The following is an 18,199-nucleotide window of genomic DNA, read 5'->3' as shown; positions in this document are numbered from 1 at the left end:
TCATTATTTAGCACCTACCTTTTTCTTATTTTTCTCATTTGTCTTACTTTTCTCACCTTTCTTGTTTTTCTTACTCTTTTTACTTTGTGATTTTTTCGATTTTGGTTTTTCTTCAAATTCGGATTTATCCATCACATTTTCAAAAGTTAATTCTATATCACAATAATACATATCATTTTCCCAAGTATGCGTATCATTTTTTACTAAAAAACTGCCAACAAGGTTTGTATGTGGCTCGTGTATTCCTATTGAATAACCGCTTTGTATCAAAACATTACCAAGACAAGTGATATTTCCTGTTTTTTCAACACTTTTCAACATCTCTTTAGCATTGCTGATATTATCCCTATCCTTGTCATACTGCATTACTTTTTGAAATAATCCGTATTTTTCCTTGTCTTCTTTATTTTCTACTTTATCTACTATTTGTTGTTTTTCTTTTTCAGTTTTATAGATAACAATTTGATTCACCATTTGCTCAAGATCTTCACCATACTTAGAACTTTTTATATCTTGCCCAGAGTTTAGCATGACATCTGCCAAACTCCCTTGTTCCACAACTTCTATTTTTCCATCGTTACTAACAATAGAATATATTTTTTTATCTTTTCTATGCTGAATCGTATAAGCATTCAAAATTATTTGATACCCGCTCTTATTAACTGCTGGATAAGTGCAATCCACTTTGTCTTCAGGTATGTTCCCAACTTCCAACTTTAACTCTCCACAAATTTCTTTTAATATTTGCGATGGCTTTTTCTTATTAAAATTTTTCACAAAAAAGTTTTTATTAAGATATATGGAGTTATCAAAACATCTAAAAGTTTTAACTTTACTTTCTCCGACAACTTCCACAGAAAAAACTTTACCAATAAATAATTTGTCATCATCGACATAAAATTCAACTTTGTCTCCTAATTTAGTAATTTGAGTATCATCTAAATATGCTACTTCCAATGTTCGTGAAGTTCCGTGTATTCCACCCTTCCAAACAATTCTTTCAAATTTTTTTATATGTTCTTCATCGTTTATAACAATCTTTAGCATTTTTTTTAATTTCCTTTTCTAAGATTTTATCAAACTTTTAATTTTACCTTGTACTTTACCTTTTATTTCACTCTTCAAATCCTCAAATCTCTCTACTAATTGATACTCTTTTATCGGTGAAGTTTTTCCAGTATACCTCTCGTAAAGTGCATTAACATCGTCAATCATTGTTGTCTGTTCCCCAGCTTCTATCAAATCAATTGTTATATCAATATCTCCAGTTTTTTCAACTATTTCATATTCTAGTTGTTCAATATAGCACTTTAAATAAATATTATAATTAGCACTTGTCAAAGTTAAAATTTCTTTATCATCTTTATATTTTTCCAGTTTTTTTATTCCAGCCATCGGAGAATGAGAATTGAGCAAATAATTAAAAAATTTAGATTTTTTGGATGGTAAAAATGTAGAAAAATTGACTTTTTTTATGTTTTTTTCTCCTATTAATGCTACTTCTCCAACATCTAATATCTTTACAACTTCACTGTTTTGACTGCTCGTAATTTTGAAATCCGATGGTGGAATCACAAAAATAAACGGTTCTGTATCGTGTAATAACATAAATATTGATCTCATATTGAAACTCCTTTCGTAATTATTGTGATGCTTGAATTTGAGCTTGTAAATTTGACATCATAGTGTTATATGTATTTTGACTAACATTCTGTGCTATCTGTCTAGCTATGCTCTCAATTTTTGCTGTATCATTTATTGTTATATTTGACAATTGTGCTGCTATCTGTGCATTAGCACTATGATTTATAACCTGTTCTATTGATACTGGTTGTGGAACTGGTGGTTGCATTGTAGCTAAACTAGAATTCAACTGACTGGGCAAACTATTCAAAGGACTTAATCCAGTACTAATAGCATTTGTTATAGCACTTGTGTCGAATGGCTGCATTGGATTCGTATTTTGTTGTTTTGCTACAAGTTGCGAAATTAAACCAGCCAGTTGTGATGTTTTATCCTGTTGAATAACAGGTTGATTTTGTTGTTGCATTCCATATTTTGGTGCAAAATTTGTTGCAAAGGATTTCATATCAAACAAGACTTTCTGCAAAGCTTCTGCGGAACGTCTATCATATTCTTTTTGCCTTGCAATTCTTGCTGATTCTTCTTTTTGCGCTTCTGCCATTGAAGGCACTTTAACACCAGAATACCCCATATAATGGAACTTTCCATCGCCAGAATTATAACCAGATTGACTTGCTCCAGGAGTAAAAGCTCTAGCTATAGCTCCTTGTTTTTCTTTTTCTTTTTTTGGGTCTTTAGGTTCTATAAGTTTTTTTACTATGTCTGGTGAAAAATATCCAATAGCTCCCCCAATTGCAGCACCTACCGCCGTTCCTACTCCAGGTGCAATTGCTGAACCAAGTGAGGCACCCAAAGACGCACCTTTAGCTGCAATAAATCCTCTCATCCCAAGTTCTGCAGTTTTTACCAAACCTTCTGCTTGACCTTTTAACTTATCAGGATTTAATGCCCCACTTTTTTGCCATTCGTCAACTTTAGTCATAAAGTCTTCCATCCACCTAGTCGCTATTGGGGCGAATGCTTCTCCTAACGATATTTTCAAATCATCTATCGCTGATTTAAATTGTGCTATTTTGTTAGCTGTTGTATTACTCATATCATTAGCAAATTTATCCGTTGCCCCACTAGAATTTCTTACAGCATTGGCGACTTTGTTATAGTTTTCTTCTGTTGTTCCCATAATAGAAGCCAGTATTTTCATACCTTCTCCACCAGCAATCATTGTCAAATATCTATTTCTTTCTTCCTCAGTAAGACCTGCAGTAGCAACTTTTAAATCATCAGATAATGCTTTTAATCCTCTAAAATGTCCTTGCTGGTCATAAAGTTGAATATTTAAGTCTTTTAAAGCATTTCCCACTTCTTTCGATGGATTAGCCAACCTTCTGTAAATTCCTGCTAAATTACGCCCAGCTTGACCAGACTTAATTCCATTATCCGCAAGTACTCCTAATAAGATATTTACATCTTCAAAGCTCTCAAAATTTCTTGAAGTTGCTGCAACATATTTATAAGCCTCTCCTAACATTTGTACATTGGTATTTGCATTATTACTTGTTGCAACCATTACATCCATAAGTCTATCAGAATGTTTTAACGACATACCAAAAGCTGTCAGGTTATCTGTGACTATATCAGAAGTTTGAGCAAAATCACTTCCAGCCGCAATTGACATTTTTAAAAGTTTAGGTGTCATTTCCAATACTTCATTTGTTTTCATACCAGCCATAGCTTGATACATTTGTGCTTCAGCCACTTCTTGAGCTGTAAATTTAGTTGATCTACCCAAATCTCTTGTTTGTTGCATAAGTTGCTTTTCTTGTTGTACTGTAGCCCCCATTATAGCCTTATTTCTTCTAACTTGGTCTTCTAAATTCGCATAAGCTTCAACAGAAGATTTTAATACACTAACTGCTGCACCTGCTCCAATACCAACTCCAACAGTTGCCAATGCTCCCTGAACTCCACTAAAAGATTTTTTTATTTTTCCAGTTACACCACCAACTTTATCTTTTAATGTTCCTAATGAGCTTCCAGCCTTTTTTGCTACATCAGTAAACTTATCTTTCAATTCAAGTAAAGCGCTCAATTTATATTCGCTCATTTTCTAATCCACCTCCAATCATAAAAAACATAAATAACAACTCCGAATTACTTAATTCCCTTAGACTTTGCAAACTATGTCCACAATTTAAATAGTGAGCGACCGTTTTTGCTTTCCAGTCGCCCTTGATTAGTTTTTTATCTCATCAACCACCTCTTCAACAGTAAATTTTTCATTCCACCCAGCCTTTTTCATAAGTAATTCCGAAATATTTACTATAGTAGATTGACTTAGCACTTTTGACACAACTTCAATCGGATTCATTTGACAACCTAATTTAGTAATCAATTTTTCATCTTTAAATATTTTTCCTGCAGTATAAATCAATTCACTATCTTTGTCTTGGGTGTTACTGGATAAAATATCCAGTATTTCCATTCTACTCAGCACTTCCAGTTCTAAAACGGCACCACCCAATTCTTCAATTTTAACTTTTATAATATTTTTGTTTTCTATTTTTTTGTTGTTTTCCAACAACATTTCCACTGTTATATTTTTCATTTCGTACCTACCTTTTCTTATCTTATCGCATTTTCATATCTAACATCGCTAGGAGTAAATCCAAAAGGAATTTCTTCTTCCACAATTTCTCCTCTTTCAAATTTTGCAAGTTCAATCGAATTTAACCAAACATTATCAATCGACACCCGTTCTTCTTGTCCACGTAAACTATCAGGATCTTTTATAGATGTGACTATTCTGCTTCTCACATCTTTTCCTTTTACCCAATTTTCAAGTATTTTTTTTCCACGAGTATAAACTTTAAAAACTTTGATAGTTCCTTCACCTTTCAATCCAGTTATTTTACTGTCAACAGAAATCCCCAGCTGTACATCTTTTCTTTCAGCTGTAATTTTAGCTTCTACAGATTTTAACTCCGCTACTTTTTCATTATCAAGCCATAACTCCCCATAAGCTCCTGTTATTGTTCTATTTCCTCTTATATTTTCCGACATTTTATCAACTCCTTTTCATTACATTGTCATTGTTAAGCTAAGTGAAGCCATAGTATCTGCAAATCTTACATCACCTGTTAAATATACATCATCACCTGTAGGATATTGTAGAATCTCTAAATCTGTCATAGTATCTGAATCTAATCCATCTGCTATAACCGTTCTTTTCTGTGCTTCAATATCAATTTCTACTTTATTGTCATAATCTCCATTCAATACATTTGGCGACATTTCTTTAAAATATACTTTTGTTACGTTTGAGCAGAAATTCATTTTATTGTCATAATCATTGATATATTTTCCAAGCCAATATTTTTTAAATGTGTCCCTTATATCATCCACAATAAAACACATACCCTCAACGACTTTAATTTTTCTTGTCTCTTTTTTCCAAGTACTGTCAAATGTAGTTTTAGAATTAACACCATAATTTACCCTAACTGTATCTTCATCCATATATAAACTGAATTTACCAATTTTAGGTTCATAATCTTCAACTTCTTTCAAATCATTCATAATGTGATTATCAGCACTACGATTTAATGGCATACCTGCAATAAGCCCTGCAATAGCCGCTGTGTATTCCTGTGCTGTAAAATCTCCATAAATAGACTTATATGTTCCACCATTTGCAAGTTCTACAATAGCTACATGATCTGTTTTATTCGCATAGCTTGATACATATTTTATAGTTTTACCAATTGGACCAGTATTCCCAAATTGTTGTTTTACCCAATTTACAACTGTTTGGTCTTCTGTTTCTAAAGCTTTTGGATAAGCTAACCAGTTGAACTTTCGCATTTCTAAATCCTTTAATACTTTGCTTGTATCTTCTCCACTTTGTATAACTCTGATTAATATTTTAAATGCTCCATAATGCATAGCTAAATTAATATATTTAATATTATCTTTATCCCATTTTTCAGTTTCAACATCGGCTATGGTTTTAAAAGTGTACCATTTTTCAGTAGCTTTTGTATCTTGTAAAATCAAACAAACAGTACCTCTTTCACTTCTTTGAATAGCTGTCGTTGCTAATGTTTTAAATGCAATACTAATGCTTGGACTCGCATTAATTTGTCCGACTATTGCCATTTTATCACTCTCCTATTTCTTTAATTTCATTTTTAAATTTCTCATTATCTTGTAATTAAACGGAACTCCGTTTTTATCAAATAACGATAATTTTTTAAACACTTCTTCACTAATTAAATTATCATTTTCATCAAATAACGGTACTTTTTCCCCTTTTTCATCAAATAATTGTAATTTTTTTAATATTTCATATTCCATCTCTTCAGTGTCAGGATTATTCAACACCTCTTTTATTGTTTCAATACTATTGTCAAAAGTTCTTAAATCAGTCCCATACACATCAAATAAATCTAAATCGAAAATATAATGACCTAAACCATCTATCATTTTTGTATGCTCATTTTTTAAAGTTAGACATCTATCTTTAACTTTTAAAATCTTATTACCTTTAATTTCAAACATATTATCCAATTCATCAAGCGCTTTATAAACTTCCATTGTATTATTTTCATCATTTTCAGGAATATACATAATATCTACGCTAATAAATATCCGTTTTTTATAATTTGCAAAAAACTCATTTTTGTAGTCAATCACCTGAATATAATAGCATGGTTTAGTCAAAACATTTATATTATCAATTCCAACTTCTTTATCTGTAAAATCGTATATTTTTTTGCTCAGGGCTTTTATAAAATCCATAAATTCCATTATTATTCAAACTCCGCTTTTATTGTTGACCCTATTTCATCTTTAAATATAGGTTCTAATTTTTCTATTGTTTTCTTTAACATAAACACACCAGGTACTACTTCACCCGTATCTTTACCAAAATACACCGCTCTATGTCCATATTCAACATGGTTTACATACTCCACATTGTTATAAACCATCTGTTTGAAACTTCCACCATTTTCCCTATGCCAACCCATTCTTAATTGACCAGTATCTGCTGGTGTTTCTTCTTTTACTTCTTTTATTGTTTGTTCAGCAACTTGTTTGAGTGTCATTCCTACTTTTTGTGGAGTATCAGTAGCTAACTTCTCTAATTTTTTTGCCAGTTTTTCCCAGTCACCACTAAGTTTCATTTTTTTCCACTTCCTCTACCGATATCTCCTGATGTTCCAAAAAATCAGTGTACTTTATAGGTTTATTAGCTTTAAATTTATATTTTATTCCGCCTTTACTTACAACCAAAATATCATTCTGCTTTATTTCTACATCATTACTAACAAATATCTTATATGAATTTTTAGAACTATTTATAACTCCAGTCTCAGTAGCTCTTAAAATTCCAGCACTCAACTGGCACTTAATATTAGTGTAAACAACTTTCCAATCTTGATCCGTTAGCCCATATTCAGTTTTTGTTTTTGTATTTCTTTTAACTTCTTCTATCACATCGGTATCAAAAAAATCTTCAAACATCACATACCACCTTTATTTTATAACTCCAAGTTTTCTAAAACGATTCAAACTTTTTCTAAATTCTACATCATCGTTTAACTCAGTTACAAATTCAACTTGCCTATCTCCACTTTTCATAGATTTTATATTTCTATTTTTATCAAAATTATATTTAAAAATATATTTTGTTATAGGAGTTATCAATTCTCTTGGGAAGTCTTCTCGGTTCATATAGTTAATACTATCTTGAACAATGCTCTCAATAGCAAATTTAGTCTTTGCTTCATTTGGTGTTACATCAGAAATAATTTTTATTTTTTCATAAATTTCATTAATTAATTCAACCATTTCTACTACCTCTTAAAAATAAAAAATCACAGCTAAATTAATAACTGTGATCTATCTACAATTCCCATTAAAATTCTTTTTTAAACTCTTTAAACTCTTCCAAAAATTCATCTTCTTTTTTACGAAAACTATCAGTTTTTTTAGCAAAATTGTCTGCATCTTTATTCGAAATTCCATTTCTTGTCATAATAACCTTAACCTGTTCTAGCCATTGTTGTTTTAATTGTAAATCTTCGTTAGCCAATCTCAACAGATCAGTACATTTAGAATCAAAATTAGTATTTCCTGTTTTTTCACATTCTGTTGCTAAAAAATAATCAGAGGCTTTTTTTAATCCTTTTTCCATATTATTTATATGAACAAAAAAGTCATCAATATCGACAATATCTCCACCTAAAAATATATTATCCAGACCCTCTGTTACTTTTTTCATATCAGCAAGATAATAATTCGCCCCTTTTTTTATTATATTTTCAATTCTATACTTTTCATTTTTTACTTTTGTAATTGATGAATTTTCAGTATTTCCTGAAACTGTTGTCGAGTTTGAAGACTCATTCTCTGATGAGTTTAAAGATGAATTTTTTTCTCCGCAGGAAAAAACAAATAAAATTGCAATAAATAAAAATATTTTTTTCATACCAAATATTCCTCCTAGATATAATTAATTATTGATATTATACTTTATTTATAATATTTTTAAAAGTTTTATTTGTTTTTTTAATCCTTAAAATTAAGCTTCAATTGCAACTAGACCCTTTACTTTGTTATCAAGTATAAAACAGTCATAATAAAATCTACCTAAAAATAAAGTTCCTGAATAATTTTCTGAATCTGTAACTACTCTATATTCAGCTAATTTCACAGGACCAACCGTTGCCGAATTGTGCCCTATTAAACAACCGTAATTTTTAGTTGTAGCTCCACCTACTCCTGTTTTAATTTCCATCCATTTTTTAGTAACTCTTACTATCGGTGCTCCGTCAACCATTCCTACTAATCCATTTATTTTTATATTTTGCCCAATATCCGAGGCTTTGATGAAATTGTCATCTTTTTTCAATTTTGTTAAAAACTCAGGTGTAACATAAGCAATCCTATTTTGAGGTACATCCGCATCATTTAATTTCTCCTGTGCTTCTAAAAATTTATTGTAAGCGTTATTAGCCGCAAGTCCTGTTACTGTCTGTGATTTTGTATCACAGGTTTTAAGAATTGTTTCAAATCTGTATTTCTCAATCTCAGGAATTACTCTTTCTCTCAATTGTCTTGCCAATACTTCTCCAGCTTTAATTTTTGTCTCGTCTTCGTCCATTTTATCCAAAAGCATTTTAAAAGATCTATCTTTTGTTAATGTCATTTCTTGGATTGAATTTTGTAAAATGTCCGCATTTCCATAACCTGTATTTCTGTTATAGTCCCTATTATCAACCGTATTAATCGAAGTAACTTTTACAGTTTTAGCACCTACAAAGCTGTAATCATTATTTACTATTTTCTGTGATACTGCTTCACTTGTAAATCTTTCATCAATTCTGTCTGCAAATAATTCAGTATAAATCATTGCCATATTCTATCATCTCCTTTAAATTAAAAAGAACTAAAAACCTTATCGAATGCTTCAAGTCCTATATCTTTTTTATCTTTTTCTCCTTCACTTCCACCGTTTAAAGAGTTTGGTGTTCCTCCGCTTTGTGTTTTAAGATAGCTAGATAAATTTTCAGAAAAAGATTTCACACTATCTTCAATCTCTTCTTGAGTATTTCCAGTAATGCTGCCTAAAAAACTATCTGGAATTTTATATTTCCCTAATATAGCCTTTTTCATCTCATTAGTTTTCAATGTTGCAAGTTCCGTATTTGAAGTATCAAGTTGTTTTTGAAGTTCAGCAAGGCTCTTATTATACTTCTCTTCTGCAGTAAGATTGGCATTATTGATTCTTGTTTCATAATCTTCAATCGTTTCACCGTGCTTTCTCTCCAATTCTTTTTTCTCACTTTCAAACTTTTTTCTCTCTCTTGCAATTCTTTCTTTAATCATTTCATCTACTTGTTCCTGTGTAAATGTGATTTCTGACATAACTGTCCCTCCCATTTAAAGTCTGTCGACTATTATTTTCTACCTAGATGTTTAATGTCCCTCAGTACGACAAATAAAAAGAGCAGTCGTTAAACTACTCTTTTGATTTTTTATCACTAAAATACAATTCATACAATTCTCGTACAACAATCAAACCTATCTCTTTTGCAACCTCAGAGCATTTCAATTCTTCAAAAAATTCTCTATCCATTCTCAGATATTCCTTATACAAGTAATTTTTCTCCTCGCTATTCTTAGCAGTACTAACTCTTTCTTCTGCTTCTTTTAATTTTTTAAAGTTTTTATATAATTCACTATCTACCGTTAATTTCATTTCTTCTATACCTTAATCCCTTTTTTTTTGCTGTTTCATACTGCTTTAGTTCTCTCCAGATTTTAAATGTCATTTTATCTAGTAAGTCACCTTGCTTTGCTATTATCTCCGCCATCATATCTTTCATTTCAAACATGTCTTTTGATAACTCATGAATATACTTTTCATCAATTGCAGCTAAATATTTCAATTTCAAATTAGTGAACGAACTAAAATCATCATTGCTAAATCCCCACTCGTGATTACTATTTTTAGGATGGTTGTGAGTATACAAAGCGTCTTCAAAATTAATTTTAGTCATCTTATGACTTGGTATTGAATTTTCATCTCCTTTCAAAATATAAATATCTCCATTTTTAGCTATTACTAACGCATTTTCTTTGCTCTTCTTAACGATTTTTTGTTCATATCTTCGCAACAATTCCAGCGGTTCATCTTTATACTCCGTTGCATTAATATTCCCTATATTTCTGTATCTACCACCTTCAACAAAAACAGTACCATTATTATTGATTATACCCTCATTTTCATTATTTTCAAAATCTTCTTTTTCAGGTTCATCAGAAAAAACATCTGAATACTCATAAGGAACAGTTGTACTTCTACAACGAGGGTGCATTGGCGGATAATTTTCTCCTTCCATTGCATTTTCCGTCTTGAACACCTCACCATTAAGACTAGCACAAGTATGACTTGTTCGACTATCCAATACCGCTAAAAACTCATACTTAACAACTCCAGAATCTTTATACCCCATAAGCGTTGCTTGGTTTTGTATATGGGCAGTTTCAGTTCTTACTAGCCTTTCAGCATTTTTATAACTTGTATCAAACTTCTTAGCTATATTTTGCGACATAGTTCTATAGTTAATACCTTTATTCAGCCCAACAATCACTTCATTCTTTATCGCTTTCGCTAAATTATCAATGTTACTCCATATTCTACTTGAATAATTAGCCCCACTCCATTCTTGCTCCAGTGCCATTTTTATTGTACTACTACTAATTACACCTTTTTTAAAATTCAAATCCTCAACAAATGATGTATAAGTATCTTCGTAAACATCAGCCAATGTATCTGTCACTTTACCTTTTATTTTCTCCCCTGCCTGTATAAGTTCATAGTCAACACCTGCTTTTAAACTGTCCAGTCGACTGATACGGCTTCTATATGCCAAGGTTTCAAGTTCAACTGACATTTTCCTGAACTCAACAGGATTACTTTTTTTCAACTTCTCAATTTCCGCTACATATTTTCCTATATCGTGTCGCCATTCTTTATACTCAGTACCACGGAGTAATTTATTCGCTTGAATCTTGTCGATACCTAGTTTCGTTACTTCTTGCTGATATTTAGCGTATAATTGGGCTATTTTATTCTCTATTCCTTTTTTACTCTCACTAAGTATTTTTACATATTCTTTGTATGCTTCTGTACCTTTGTTAAATGATAACTCTTCTCGTGCAAGTTGCCTTTTTTCCCAATATTCTTTATTCTTGTTTTTCATCTATTTTTTCCTGTTCATTTTTTAATCCTTTATATTCCAACGGTTGTTCAATTTGATTTTCTTTTTCAATCTTTTTCAATTCCGCTTCAGTATCTTCAATAAAAGGCAATAATGATATTAAACTTTCTTGTGATACAACATTTTGTAAATTTGTTATTACAGTTGAAAGTTCAACCAAATTTTCAGGAGTATTTCTTGTAAATATTTTTTGAACATCTAGCGGTTTCAATGATAATCCAAAATAATCAAAAATTAACTCTAGCCTTTCATTTAATGCTTTTTTAAAGTACATTTCTTTTTGTGCAGTTAGTTGTTCAAGTGCTAACAATTTATACCCTAATGCCACGCCCGAACTATTTCCAGCAAAATTTTCATCTTGCATATCAGGAATAAAAGAAAATTTATGAATATCCTGGTTCAGTCTATTTTTATTATTTTGAGAATATGTATCGTTTATATTTTTTACTAGCCAGTTAGCTTCTCCATTTTCTCCTAATAACATCACTTTGTTTTTCTTCAAACTCTCTATATCTTCTTCATCAGTTCCTTGCATATTTGTCAATACTAGGATTGCGTCTGTAAAATCCTTCATATCGTCTAATGAAGTTGATACCGCTTCATTATATCCATCAATCAGTGTTATTACTTTTTCAAAATCCCCAAGTTTCCTTTTATTGTTTATAAATTCAATAATTGGTACTTTATTAAATCCGTGCAATCTAGTTTCGCCTTGCCCCTGTGGAGTTAGTATAATCCCTTTGTAATCCATAACAGAAGTAAATGTATTGACAGTTACAGTTTTATCATCATAAATCTCCAAAATATAATCATACTCATTGTTTTCATTTTTTTCTTTATTCCACCGAATCGCATATTTAATATTTTTGTCTATCGTATTATCTCTAATAACAAAAACATCTCGAGGATCCAATGTTTTAAAATTTATCGTATTATCTATATTTTTATACCATAACTCATACGACCGCCCAAAAATCGAACAGTTTTCAGCATGCTCATAATTACACTGCTGTTCTTCCTCCGTTGCTAAATATTTTCCAACCATCTCGTACTCATTAGTCAAATTATCTTCCAACAACTTATAATTGATATTTTTCCCAATAAAATAAGCTGTTGCTATCGTAGTTATATAGCCTGGAAAATTATGGATAAGTTTACTATCTGGTTTCTCCTTCAACCTATTAGGTTTTTCCAATATTTTATGTCTACCAACATAATAGTCTTCCAGTTTTTGTAGCCGTGCTAAATCATTCACTAAAAAGTCCCATAACGCTTTTTCCAAAATTTTTATTTCCATTATCTCACCCCCAATATATTTTTATTAATTGTCTTCATCCGATTATTTCTCATATAATCCTCAAGTGCATATCTCATGGCATCCATTAAATGATTAAAGTCATCTATCGGTTTATTTACTGCTTTTCCAAATTTATCTTTATCCCAAGCATAATTAGATATCTCTGTTAAAAAATTTACACACCTTGGATGAATAAAAATTTTAAAATCCTGAATAAACTGTATTCCAGCATTTATACTATCTTTCCCTTTTTTAGATGCTTTTATCCTAGTCAATCCCAAGCTTCTTAAATGTTCTATACTCTTTGGTTCCTCACTGTCGGCAGTTATTATTTCCTTCCTGAACCCGAGTTTTTCTATGCTTCTGTAAATAACTGTATTTTGCATCCGTTTTTGATATATTTCATCAAAAACATAAATTTCTTTTTGTTCCTGGTCCATTATCCCGCAAAAAAAAGCAGCAGGGTCATTCGTATATCCAAAATCTAACCCAAATACTGCTTTTGCTTTTTGTCTTTTATTTAAAATTTCTCTCCAATCAAATTCCAACTCTCTCCAATTTTCATAAACAAGCCCTTCAACAATCCCCCAGTTGCCAAGCCCTGCCACTTGATAACGTCTAGGGTTGTTTTTCTTCATATCCTCAAACAGTTTCTTGTCACTGTCGTCAAGCCATTCATTACACATGTAGTTGGTTGTCTTTGCCATTATATTTTCGTCTTCAACATCAAAAAATCTTTTTTTGAGCCAGTGCAGTTCGTTCCAAGGGTTAAACGTGAGTGTAATCTGCTTATATAAAGGCTCTTCAACAGTACCTCTTATACTTTCGTCAAGCATATTAAAATCCTGCTCCTTGTTTATCTCATAGGCTTCCTCAATCCACGCCCAGCATAGATTTCCAGTTTCAACTGTTATTGAAGTAACTTTAAGCGGATCGTCCACATTTTGTTACGTATATATCGCTTCCATATATACTCTTTATGTTTCCATAAAGTTCAGACTATATCTTAACAAATTCTTTTATTTGTTCTCACCGTTTCGAGCTTGCTTAAGCCCTACTCTACTAACTAAAAAAAGACCTGCTAAATTGGCAGGTCTTTCTCTGCTTTCGATAGTCGTTGCACGTTATAAATTAACATATTCAAAATAATATTTTTCATTATTTATTAAGGTATATGGTTTTTCTTTAATTAACACATTGCTTATTGTTGTTCTTCCTTTTTTATAAAAAGCCGCACACTCAGTTACCGTTTTAAAAATATTACCGTCATTTAAACATTTAACTTTTCTGCGTCTTGGGTTATACACACCACTTCTGTTTTCCGCAGGTCTGTCGTTTTTTAACGTTTTTAAATATTTATAGTAATATTTTTCTTCCCATCTTAACAGCTCTTCTTTATTTCTGCACTCTTTCGTAAAAACAACTTCCACATCATCATATAATTTTAATTTTTTTTCTGTCATATATCTGTGAATGGCATTTTGAGGTTTCATTCCCAATAATTGTTGTTTATGCTCTTTTAACCTTACAATAGGTCTTGATGTACTTCCAACATAAATTACTTCATTAGTTTCTTTTTCTTTGAACAAATAAACAATATACATATAATTTCCCTCCTATTTATTTCTAGGGTCATTATACACCTTTTTATAATTTTTGTCAATTTATCTTCGCTCATGATTGCCGACGTCTTTACGTTTCGGTTTCCCATGAATTAGATGAGTTTTAAGAGAGCTGTTTTCAGTTTAACCCTCTAAATAATATTTTCTGCCCAGTAGGAATATAAGTTATCTCCAACGGACTTTCTTTGATACTCCAGTAATCGTTTACTTTAAGCCTGTTTATAGCCCATTTCAAGTCTGTAAAGCAGCTATCCTTTAACGTCCGATAAACTTTTCTTACCACAAGCAAGTTTGCCCCAGGATATTTCATCATTGAATAAATAAAAAATAATGCAGTTGTCTTGCTTTTTTTACTCCCACGACTCCCTTTACAGACTCTGTATCTTCCTTTAAAGTTCCAAAAATCTCTGTATCCTTTTCCGACTAAATCAGGAAGTCTTATCTTTTTACTCTTCAAGTTCGCTCTCACCTACAATCATAACAGGCACAACTCCTTCAACTTCAACTTTATCAGTAAACAGTCTATATCGTTTACCAAGTAGTTCCGCTGCTTTTAACCTGTCTTTTAAATCTACATTTTTAATTATTTTTTCTGTCGCTGATTTTCCAAATCCTCCCACTACTACTTCTTCAGTTACTTCTCCTCTTAAAGTTGCAGTTAAGAACTCCAGTATCTCTTCAGCTTTAGCTATTCTATTATTTGCATGTTCTTCCATTATCTTTTTTATATATTTAGAAACATTAGTATTTTTTAGTAATTTATCAGCATTTACACCTGCATACTTTTCTTTATACCCAGCCTTTATTGCGGATTCAGTAGCATTTCCACTAGCTACATAAAACTCACAAAAAGACTTCTGCCTTGCATTTAATTTCAATGCTACCTCCTCCTTTTTGTAACAAAAAAAAGACAGCTTTTAAACTGTCTTGTCCTTATATAAATCAAGGATCCAATAATAAGTACTCAACTCATACTCTTTCATCTTGACATATTATAACATATTAAAAATTATATACAATGCCAAAAAAGTGCCAATTTTTAATTTAATATACTTTTTAACACATCATCTGAAAAAATAATTATCTGCAGTTGCCTAATCATAAAGTTTTTATGTCTTTTTGCTGTTCTTACACTTATGTTTAATTTTTCAGCTATATTTTCAAAAGTCAAATCTTCAAAGTATTTCATCTCAATTATATTATAATATTTATCGTTCCTAATCGTATCCAAAGCCCTTTCAACCATATTAACAACGTTTTCTATCCTTGTAATTTCTTCCTGTAATTTTTCAATTCTATTTTCAACCTTTTCTAATTCTGATAGATATACTTTACTAGACTGCACATTAACTCCAGTTTCTCTTTTCTGAATTGATATTCCCTCTTTCTTCAAATCCTCTATAAGCATATTTTTAGAATCAATAGCACCTTTCAGCAAAGATAATTCAGATAATAACTTCTCTGTCTTTTGAAATGGTGTTAGTTGTTTTTCGGTTTTTATTTCTTTTTCATTTTTCATTCTTTCTATTATTTTATCTGCTATTCTGTCTATATCCTTTTCGTTCATTTTACTTCCTTTCTATTTTTGCAATAAAAAAGATCAATTTTATTTGATCTTTTTTACGATTTATTCAATTGTATCAAGAAATTCTTTTATATCTTGAATATCTTGACGCTCAATATTGCTTATTAAAAATAATTTGTTATGTATTCCTGATATTGATGTCCCTAAACACTTTCCTGTATTATTAGTTATGTAAAACCTATCATGTATTTCATTGTTATTTTTACATATTATATTGTTTGTATCATCTCCATATCCACAAAATTCTTTTATTTTATTCAATATAAATCTTTTATTTGTTTCTATATTAGTTTTATAATATATATTTATTTTTGAAGGCTTCAATGTTTCAAAAATAACCTTTAAATATTCCAAACTTTCTTCCATAGTACTGTAATTTCCAAAAATAAATGGATCTGATACATATAATTCCATATTTTTATCCATTTTTTCAAATTCCTCTTTTATTATTTCTTTTCTTTCTTCTAAACTCATCCTTGAATTTATAACAGATTCTCCACTTGCAACAAATTCACCTATATATTCCTTTTCATTCAATATATCAAAATCGTTTATCCAATCTTTTTTTATAGCCTTTATTAATTGTTCTGAATTTAAAGCATATCTATTTTTATTTTTAGCAAATTCTTGATATAAAACTCCTGTATCTAATATAAATTTTTCTAGTTCTTGTTTTCCATTTGATCCAAATTTTTTAACAAAAATATAAACATATCTTTTTTCCATAACTCCTCCTAAGTATAATATAATAATATAAGTTATACCCTAAAATCAAAAATATTCAACTGTCATTGTCCAATTTTTTCTAAAATTTACATTCTTTAATTTTTTCTCCAACATTCACTAATCTATATTTGGATTGTCCGATTGAATAAGTGTTGCTATTTTCAAAAGTTATATAATAATATACAGATGTTTGTGGTACTGGGATGTACAAGGGACTACTATTTATTTTCCCAGCATATTGATTTGTTATAAAAATTTCTTTTCTTTCGTATTTATCTGCAACTTTATAATTTTCACAATCTGAAATCAATTTTTTATTATTACAACTTCCTAACAATCCTAATATTGCAATTCCTAATAACATTTTCCCCATTTTGATTTCTCCTATTTCTTTTTATACTTGTCTTTATTCAATATTTTTTCAAAACTTGCTTTATTTTCATCTTCCTTGTTCCATAAGCTCCAATTTAATTTTCTCCAGTTTTTTAAATTAAACTGCATTCTATCTTTATTTTTCATATCTCTCCTTTAAACGCCTTAAAATGATTTTTATAAATTTTCTTCAATTCTTTTATCTGTTCATCACCCAAACAAATACCCCTCACATCATACTTTCTTTCAAATGCTTCCACTCCAATATCGTGCTTTTCGGTATGGTGTTGTCTACAAAGTGAAATATATCTTCCCTGTCCTCTATCATTCGCATAACCTCCCAAACTTCCAGCCGACTGCCAATGTTCAAAGTCAACTGGAGTTCCATTGCATACCGCACAACGTTTATATTTTAATTTCGTATAAATATATTTTTCTTCATTCTGCTGTTTATATAACATTTGCATTTCTTCCCACATTGCTATATCATTCTGTAAAAATAGTCAAACAGAAAATTAGTAAATGCCACAGCTTCAGTATTGCTCATTAATTTAAGTGCCAAGCTAAAAGTATCATTTAGTTTGATGAATAGCAACTGAATCTCATCAGTTACAAAATCCATTAAATCATTTGTGATTATATTAATTTTGCTCTCTTTCGTATAATTCTTGTCAATTATATCTCCAATTCTGTCTTTTAGCTTGCTCTCCATATTTCTGAAAGGCTCATATCCCTTTATATTCTTGCCACTGTGCCTGATATAAAGTTTTTTCAAGTCTTCCTTTGCTTTGTATAAAAAATAATCGGAAATGGCAGGATTTTGCTTGCTAGTCTGCCAATTTATGTCTACACCTTTCAGATGATAAGCGTAGCAGTCTATGAACCAGTAAATTAATTTTTGATTTTCCCTACTCATTCTCTTAGACATCCAAGTTCCCTTTCCGCCAGGCATGTCTAAAATTCATATATCCTACAAACCTTTTCTTTTTAGTTTCCTCATTTGGCTCGTATTCCTTGTCTGAATTTTGAATTTTTTGACGACTTTTAACTATGTTGTTAATTGAATATCCGTCATATATCTTTGCCGCCTGATCCTGTGTTATTATCCCGTCCTCAACCAATATTAAGCACATAACATATGTGTCGGGATTTTCAGCATTCCGTGTTTCTGGATATTCTTCTAAAATACTTCTAACTCTATTTTTCGCTAATCTTTTACCCATTA

General features: G+C 30.7%; 27 protein-coding genes. All 27 read right to left on the bottom strand.

Features of this window, described 5'->3' with window-relative positions:
- Positions 1-3: 3 nt before the first annotated feature.
- The 27 genes from J5A73_RS03265 to J5A73_RS03140 all read right to left on the bottom strand — a co-directional run bounded on the left by J5A73_RS03265 (position 4) and on the right by J5A73_RS03140 (position 18,197).
- Entirely contained in the window at positions 4-1,047 is a 1,044-nt protein-coding gene (locus J5A73_RS03265; protein ID WP_211616583.1) for a terminase, read from the bottom strand.
- Positions 1,048-1,065: 18 nt separating this feature from the next.
- The gene (locus J5A73_RS03260) at positions 1,066-1,623 is read right to left on the bottom strand and encodes a peptidoglycan-binding protein (protein WP_211616581.1); all 558 of its coding nucleotides are present in this window, start codon (positions 1,621-1,623) and stop codon (positions 1,066-1,068) included.
- A gap of 19 nt (positions 1,624-1,642) precedes the next feature.
- Positions 1,643-3,688 (bottom strand): phage tail tape measure protein, encoded by a 2,046-nt coding sequence (locus J5A73_RS03255; protein WP_211616579.1) that lies wholly within the window; start codon positions 3,686-3,688, stop codon positions 1,643-1,645.
- Positions 3,689-3,817: 129 nt separating this feature from the next.
- Positions 3,818-4,189, bottom strand: coding sequence for a regulator (locus J5A73_RS03250; RefSeq protein ID WP_211616577.1), 372 nt, complete (start codon positions 4,187-4,189; stop codon positions 3,818-3,820).
- Positions 4,190-4,206: 17 nt separating this feature from the next.
- Entirely contained in the window at positions 4,207-4,644 is a 438-nt protein-coding gene (locus tag J5A73_RS03245) for a phage tail tube protein (RefSeq protein WP_146964819.1), read from the bottom strand.
- A gap of 18 nt (positions 4,645-4,662) precedes the next feature.
- Positions 4,663-5,739, bottom strand: a complete 1,077-nt coding sequence (locus tag J5A73_RS03240) for a phage tail sheath C-terminal domain-containing protein (RefSeq protein ID WP_211616575.1) — start codon at positions 5,737-5,739, stop codon at positions 4,663-4,665.
- Positions 5,740-5,751: 12 nt separating this feature from the next.
- Positions 5,752-6,390: a DUF6838 family protein gene (locus J5A73_RS03235; RefSeq protein WP_211616573.1), complete on the bottom strand. Its 639-nt coding sequence runs from the start codon at positions 6,388-6,390 to the stop codon at positions 5,752-5,754.
- Between the two features lie 2 nt (positions 6,391-6,392).
- Entirely contained in the window at positions 6,393-6,767 is a 375-nt protein-coding gene (locus tag J5A73_RS03230) for an HK97 gp10 family phage protein (RefSeq protein WP_211616571.1), read from the bottom strand.
- Entirely contained in the window at positions 6,757-7,107 is a 351-nt protein-coding gene (locus tag J5A73_RS03225; protein ID WP_211616569.1) for a hypothetical protein, read from the bottom strand. Before J5A73_RS03225 ends, J5A73_RS03230 begins: the two co-directional genes overlap by 11 nt.
- A gap of 12 nt (positions 7,108-7,119) precedes the next feature.
- Complete coding sequence (locus tag J5A73_RS03220) at positions 7,120-7,434, bottom strand: hypothetical protein (RefSeq protein ID WP_211616567.1); 315 nt, start codon at positions 7,432-7,434, stop codon at positions 7,120-7,122.
- Between the two features lie 67 nt (positions 7,435-7,501).
- Complete coding sequence (locus tag J5A73_RS03215) at positions 7,502-8,074, bottom strand: hypothetical protein (RefSeq protein ID WP_211616565.1); 573 nt, start codon at positions 8,072-8,074, stop codon at positions 7,502-7,504.
- 93 nt (positions 8,075-8,167) lie between these two features.
- Positions 8,168-9,004, bottom strand: a complete 837-nt coding sequence (locus J5A73_RS03210) for a hypothetical protein (protein ID WP_211616563.1) — start codon at positions 9,002-9,004, stop codon at positions 8,168-8,170.
- A 20-nt stretch (positions 9,005-9,024) separates the two neighbouring features.
- The gene (locus J5A73_RS03205; protein ID WP_249069372.1) at positions 9,025-9,513 is read right to left on the bottom strand and encodes a DUF4355 domain-containing protein; all 489 of its coding nucleotides are present in this window, start codon (positions 9,511-9,513) and stop codon (positions 9,025-9,027) included.
- Between the two features lie 94 nt (positions 9,514-9,607).
- The gene (locus J5A73_RS03200) at positions 9,608-9,847 is read right to left on the bottom strand and encodes a hypothetical protein (RefSeq protein ID WP_211616559.1); all 240 of its coding nucleotides are present in this window, start codon (positions 9,845-9,847) and stop codon (positions 9,608-9,610) included.
- A complete protein-coding gene (locus J5A73_RS03195) occupies positions 9,828-11,354 on the bottom strand; it encodes a minor capsid protein (protein WP_211616557.1) in 1,527 nt (508 codons plus the stop codon). The genes J5A73_RS03200 and J5A73_RS03195 overlap by 20 nt, the downstream gene beginning before the upstream one ends.
- Positions 11,338-12,669, bottom strand: a complete 1,332-nt coding sequence (locus J5A73_RS03190; protein ID WP_211616555.1) for a phage portal protein — start codon at positions 12,667-12,669, stop codon at positions 11,338-11,340. The genes J5A73_RS03195 and J5A73_RS03190 overlap by 17 nt, the downstream gene beginning before the upstream one ends.
- Positions 12,669-13,610 carry a PBSX family phage terminase large subunit gene (locus J5A73_RS03185; RefSeq protein ID WP_249069370.1) on the bottom strand — a complete coding sequence of 314 codons (942 nt, stop codon included), beginning with the start codon at positions 13,608-13,610 and terminating at the stop codon, positions 12,669-12,671. Before J5A73_RS03185 ends, J5A73_RS03190 begins: the two co-directional genes overlap by 1 nt.
- 183 nt (positions 13,611-13,793) lie before the next feature.
- A complete protein-coding gene (locus J5A73_RS03180; RefSeq protein ID WP_211616553.1) occupies positions 13,794-14,273 on the bottom strand; it encodes a GIY-YIG nuclease family protein in 480 nt (159 codons plus the stop codon).
- 136 nt (positions 14,274-14,409) lie between these two features.
- Entirely contained in the window at positions 14,410-14,748 is a 339-nt protein-coding gene (locus J5A73_RS03175; RefSeq protein ID WP_211616551.1) for a phage terminase large subunit, read from the bottom strand.
- Positions 14,738-15,169 carry a terminase small subunit gene (locus J5A73_RS03170; protein ID WP_211616549.1) on the bottom strand — a complete coding sequence of 144 codons (432 nt, stop codon included), beginning with the start codon at positions 15,167-15,169 and terminating at the stop codon, positions 14,738-14,740. Before J5A73_RS03170 ends, J5A73_RS03175 begins: the two co-directional genes overlap by 11 nt.
- Before the next feature lie 161 nt (positions 15,170-15,330).
- The gene (locus J5A73_RS03165) at positions 15,331-15,858 is read right to left on the bottom strand and encodes a sigma factor-like helix-turn-helix DNA-binding protein (protein ID WP_211616547.1); all 528 of its coding nucleotides are present in this window, start codon (positions 15,856-15,858) and stop codon (positions 15,331-15,333) included.
- A 60-nt stretch (positions 15,859-15,918) separates the two neighbouring features.
- A complete protein-coding gene (locus tag J5A73_RS03160) occupies positions 15,919-16,602 on the bottom strand; it encodes a hypothetical protein (protein ID WP_211616545.1) in 684 nt (227 codons plus the stop codon).
- A gap of 79 nt (positions 16,603-16,681) precedes the next feature.
- Positions 16,682-16,975 (bottom strand): hypothetical protein, encoded by a 294-nt coding sequence (locus tag J5A73_RS03155; RefSeq protein ID WP_211616543.1) that lies wholly within the window; start codon positions 16,973-16,975, stop codon positions 16,682-16,684.
- An 11-nt stretch (positions 16,976-16,986) separates the two neighbouring features.
- Complete coding sequence (locus J5A73_RS10650; RefSeq protein ID WP_021744351.1) at positions 16,987-17,121, bottom strand: hypothetical protein; 135 nt, start codon at positions 17,119-17,121, stop codon at positions 16,987-16,989.
- Positions 17,118-17,435, bottom strand: coding sequence for a putative HNHc nuclease (locus J5A73_RS03150; protein ID WP_211616541.1), 318 nt, complete (start codon positions 17,433-17,435; stop codon positions 17,118-17,120). The genes J5A73_RS10650 and J5A73_RS03150 overlap by 4 nt, the downstream gene beginning before the upstream one ends.
- A gap of 20 nt (positions 17,436-17,455) precedes the next feature.
- On the bottom strand, positions 17,456-17,902 hold the full coding sequence (locus J5A73_RS03145; RefSeq protein ID WP_211616539.1) for a hypothetical protein: 447 nt from the start codon (positions 17,900-17,902) through the stop codon (positions 17,456-17,458).
- The gene (locus J5A73_RS03140; protein ID WP_021746823.1) at positions 17,895-18,197 is read right to left on the bottom strand and encodes a hypothetical protein; all 303 of its coding nucleotides are present in this window, start codon (positions 18,195-18,197) and stop codon (positions 17,895-17,897) included. Before J5A73_RS03140 ends, J5A73_RS03145 begins: the two co-directional genes overlap by 8 nt.
- Positions 18,198-18,199: the final 2 nt, after the last annotated feature.

This window comes from Leptotrichia sp. oral taxon 218 (assembly GCF_018128225.1).
GTDB lineage: Bacteria > Fusobacteriota > Fusobacteriia > Fusobacteriales > Leptotrichiaceae > Leptotrichia.
The sequence above is the reverse complement of the archived record's forward strand: the minus strand, read 5'-3'. Positions and strand labels throughout refer to the sequence as shown.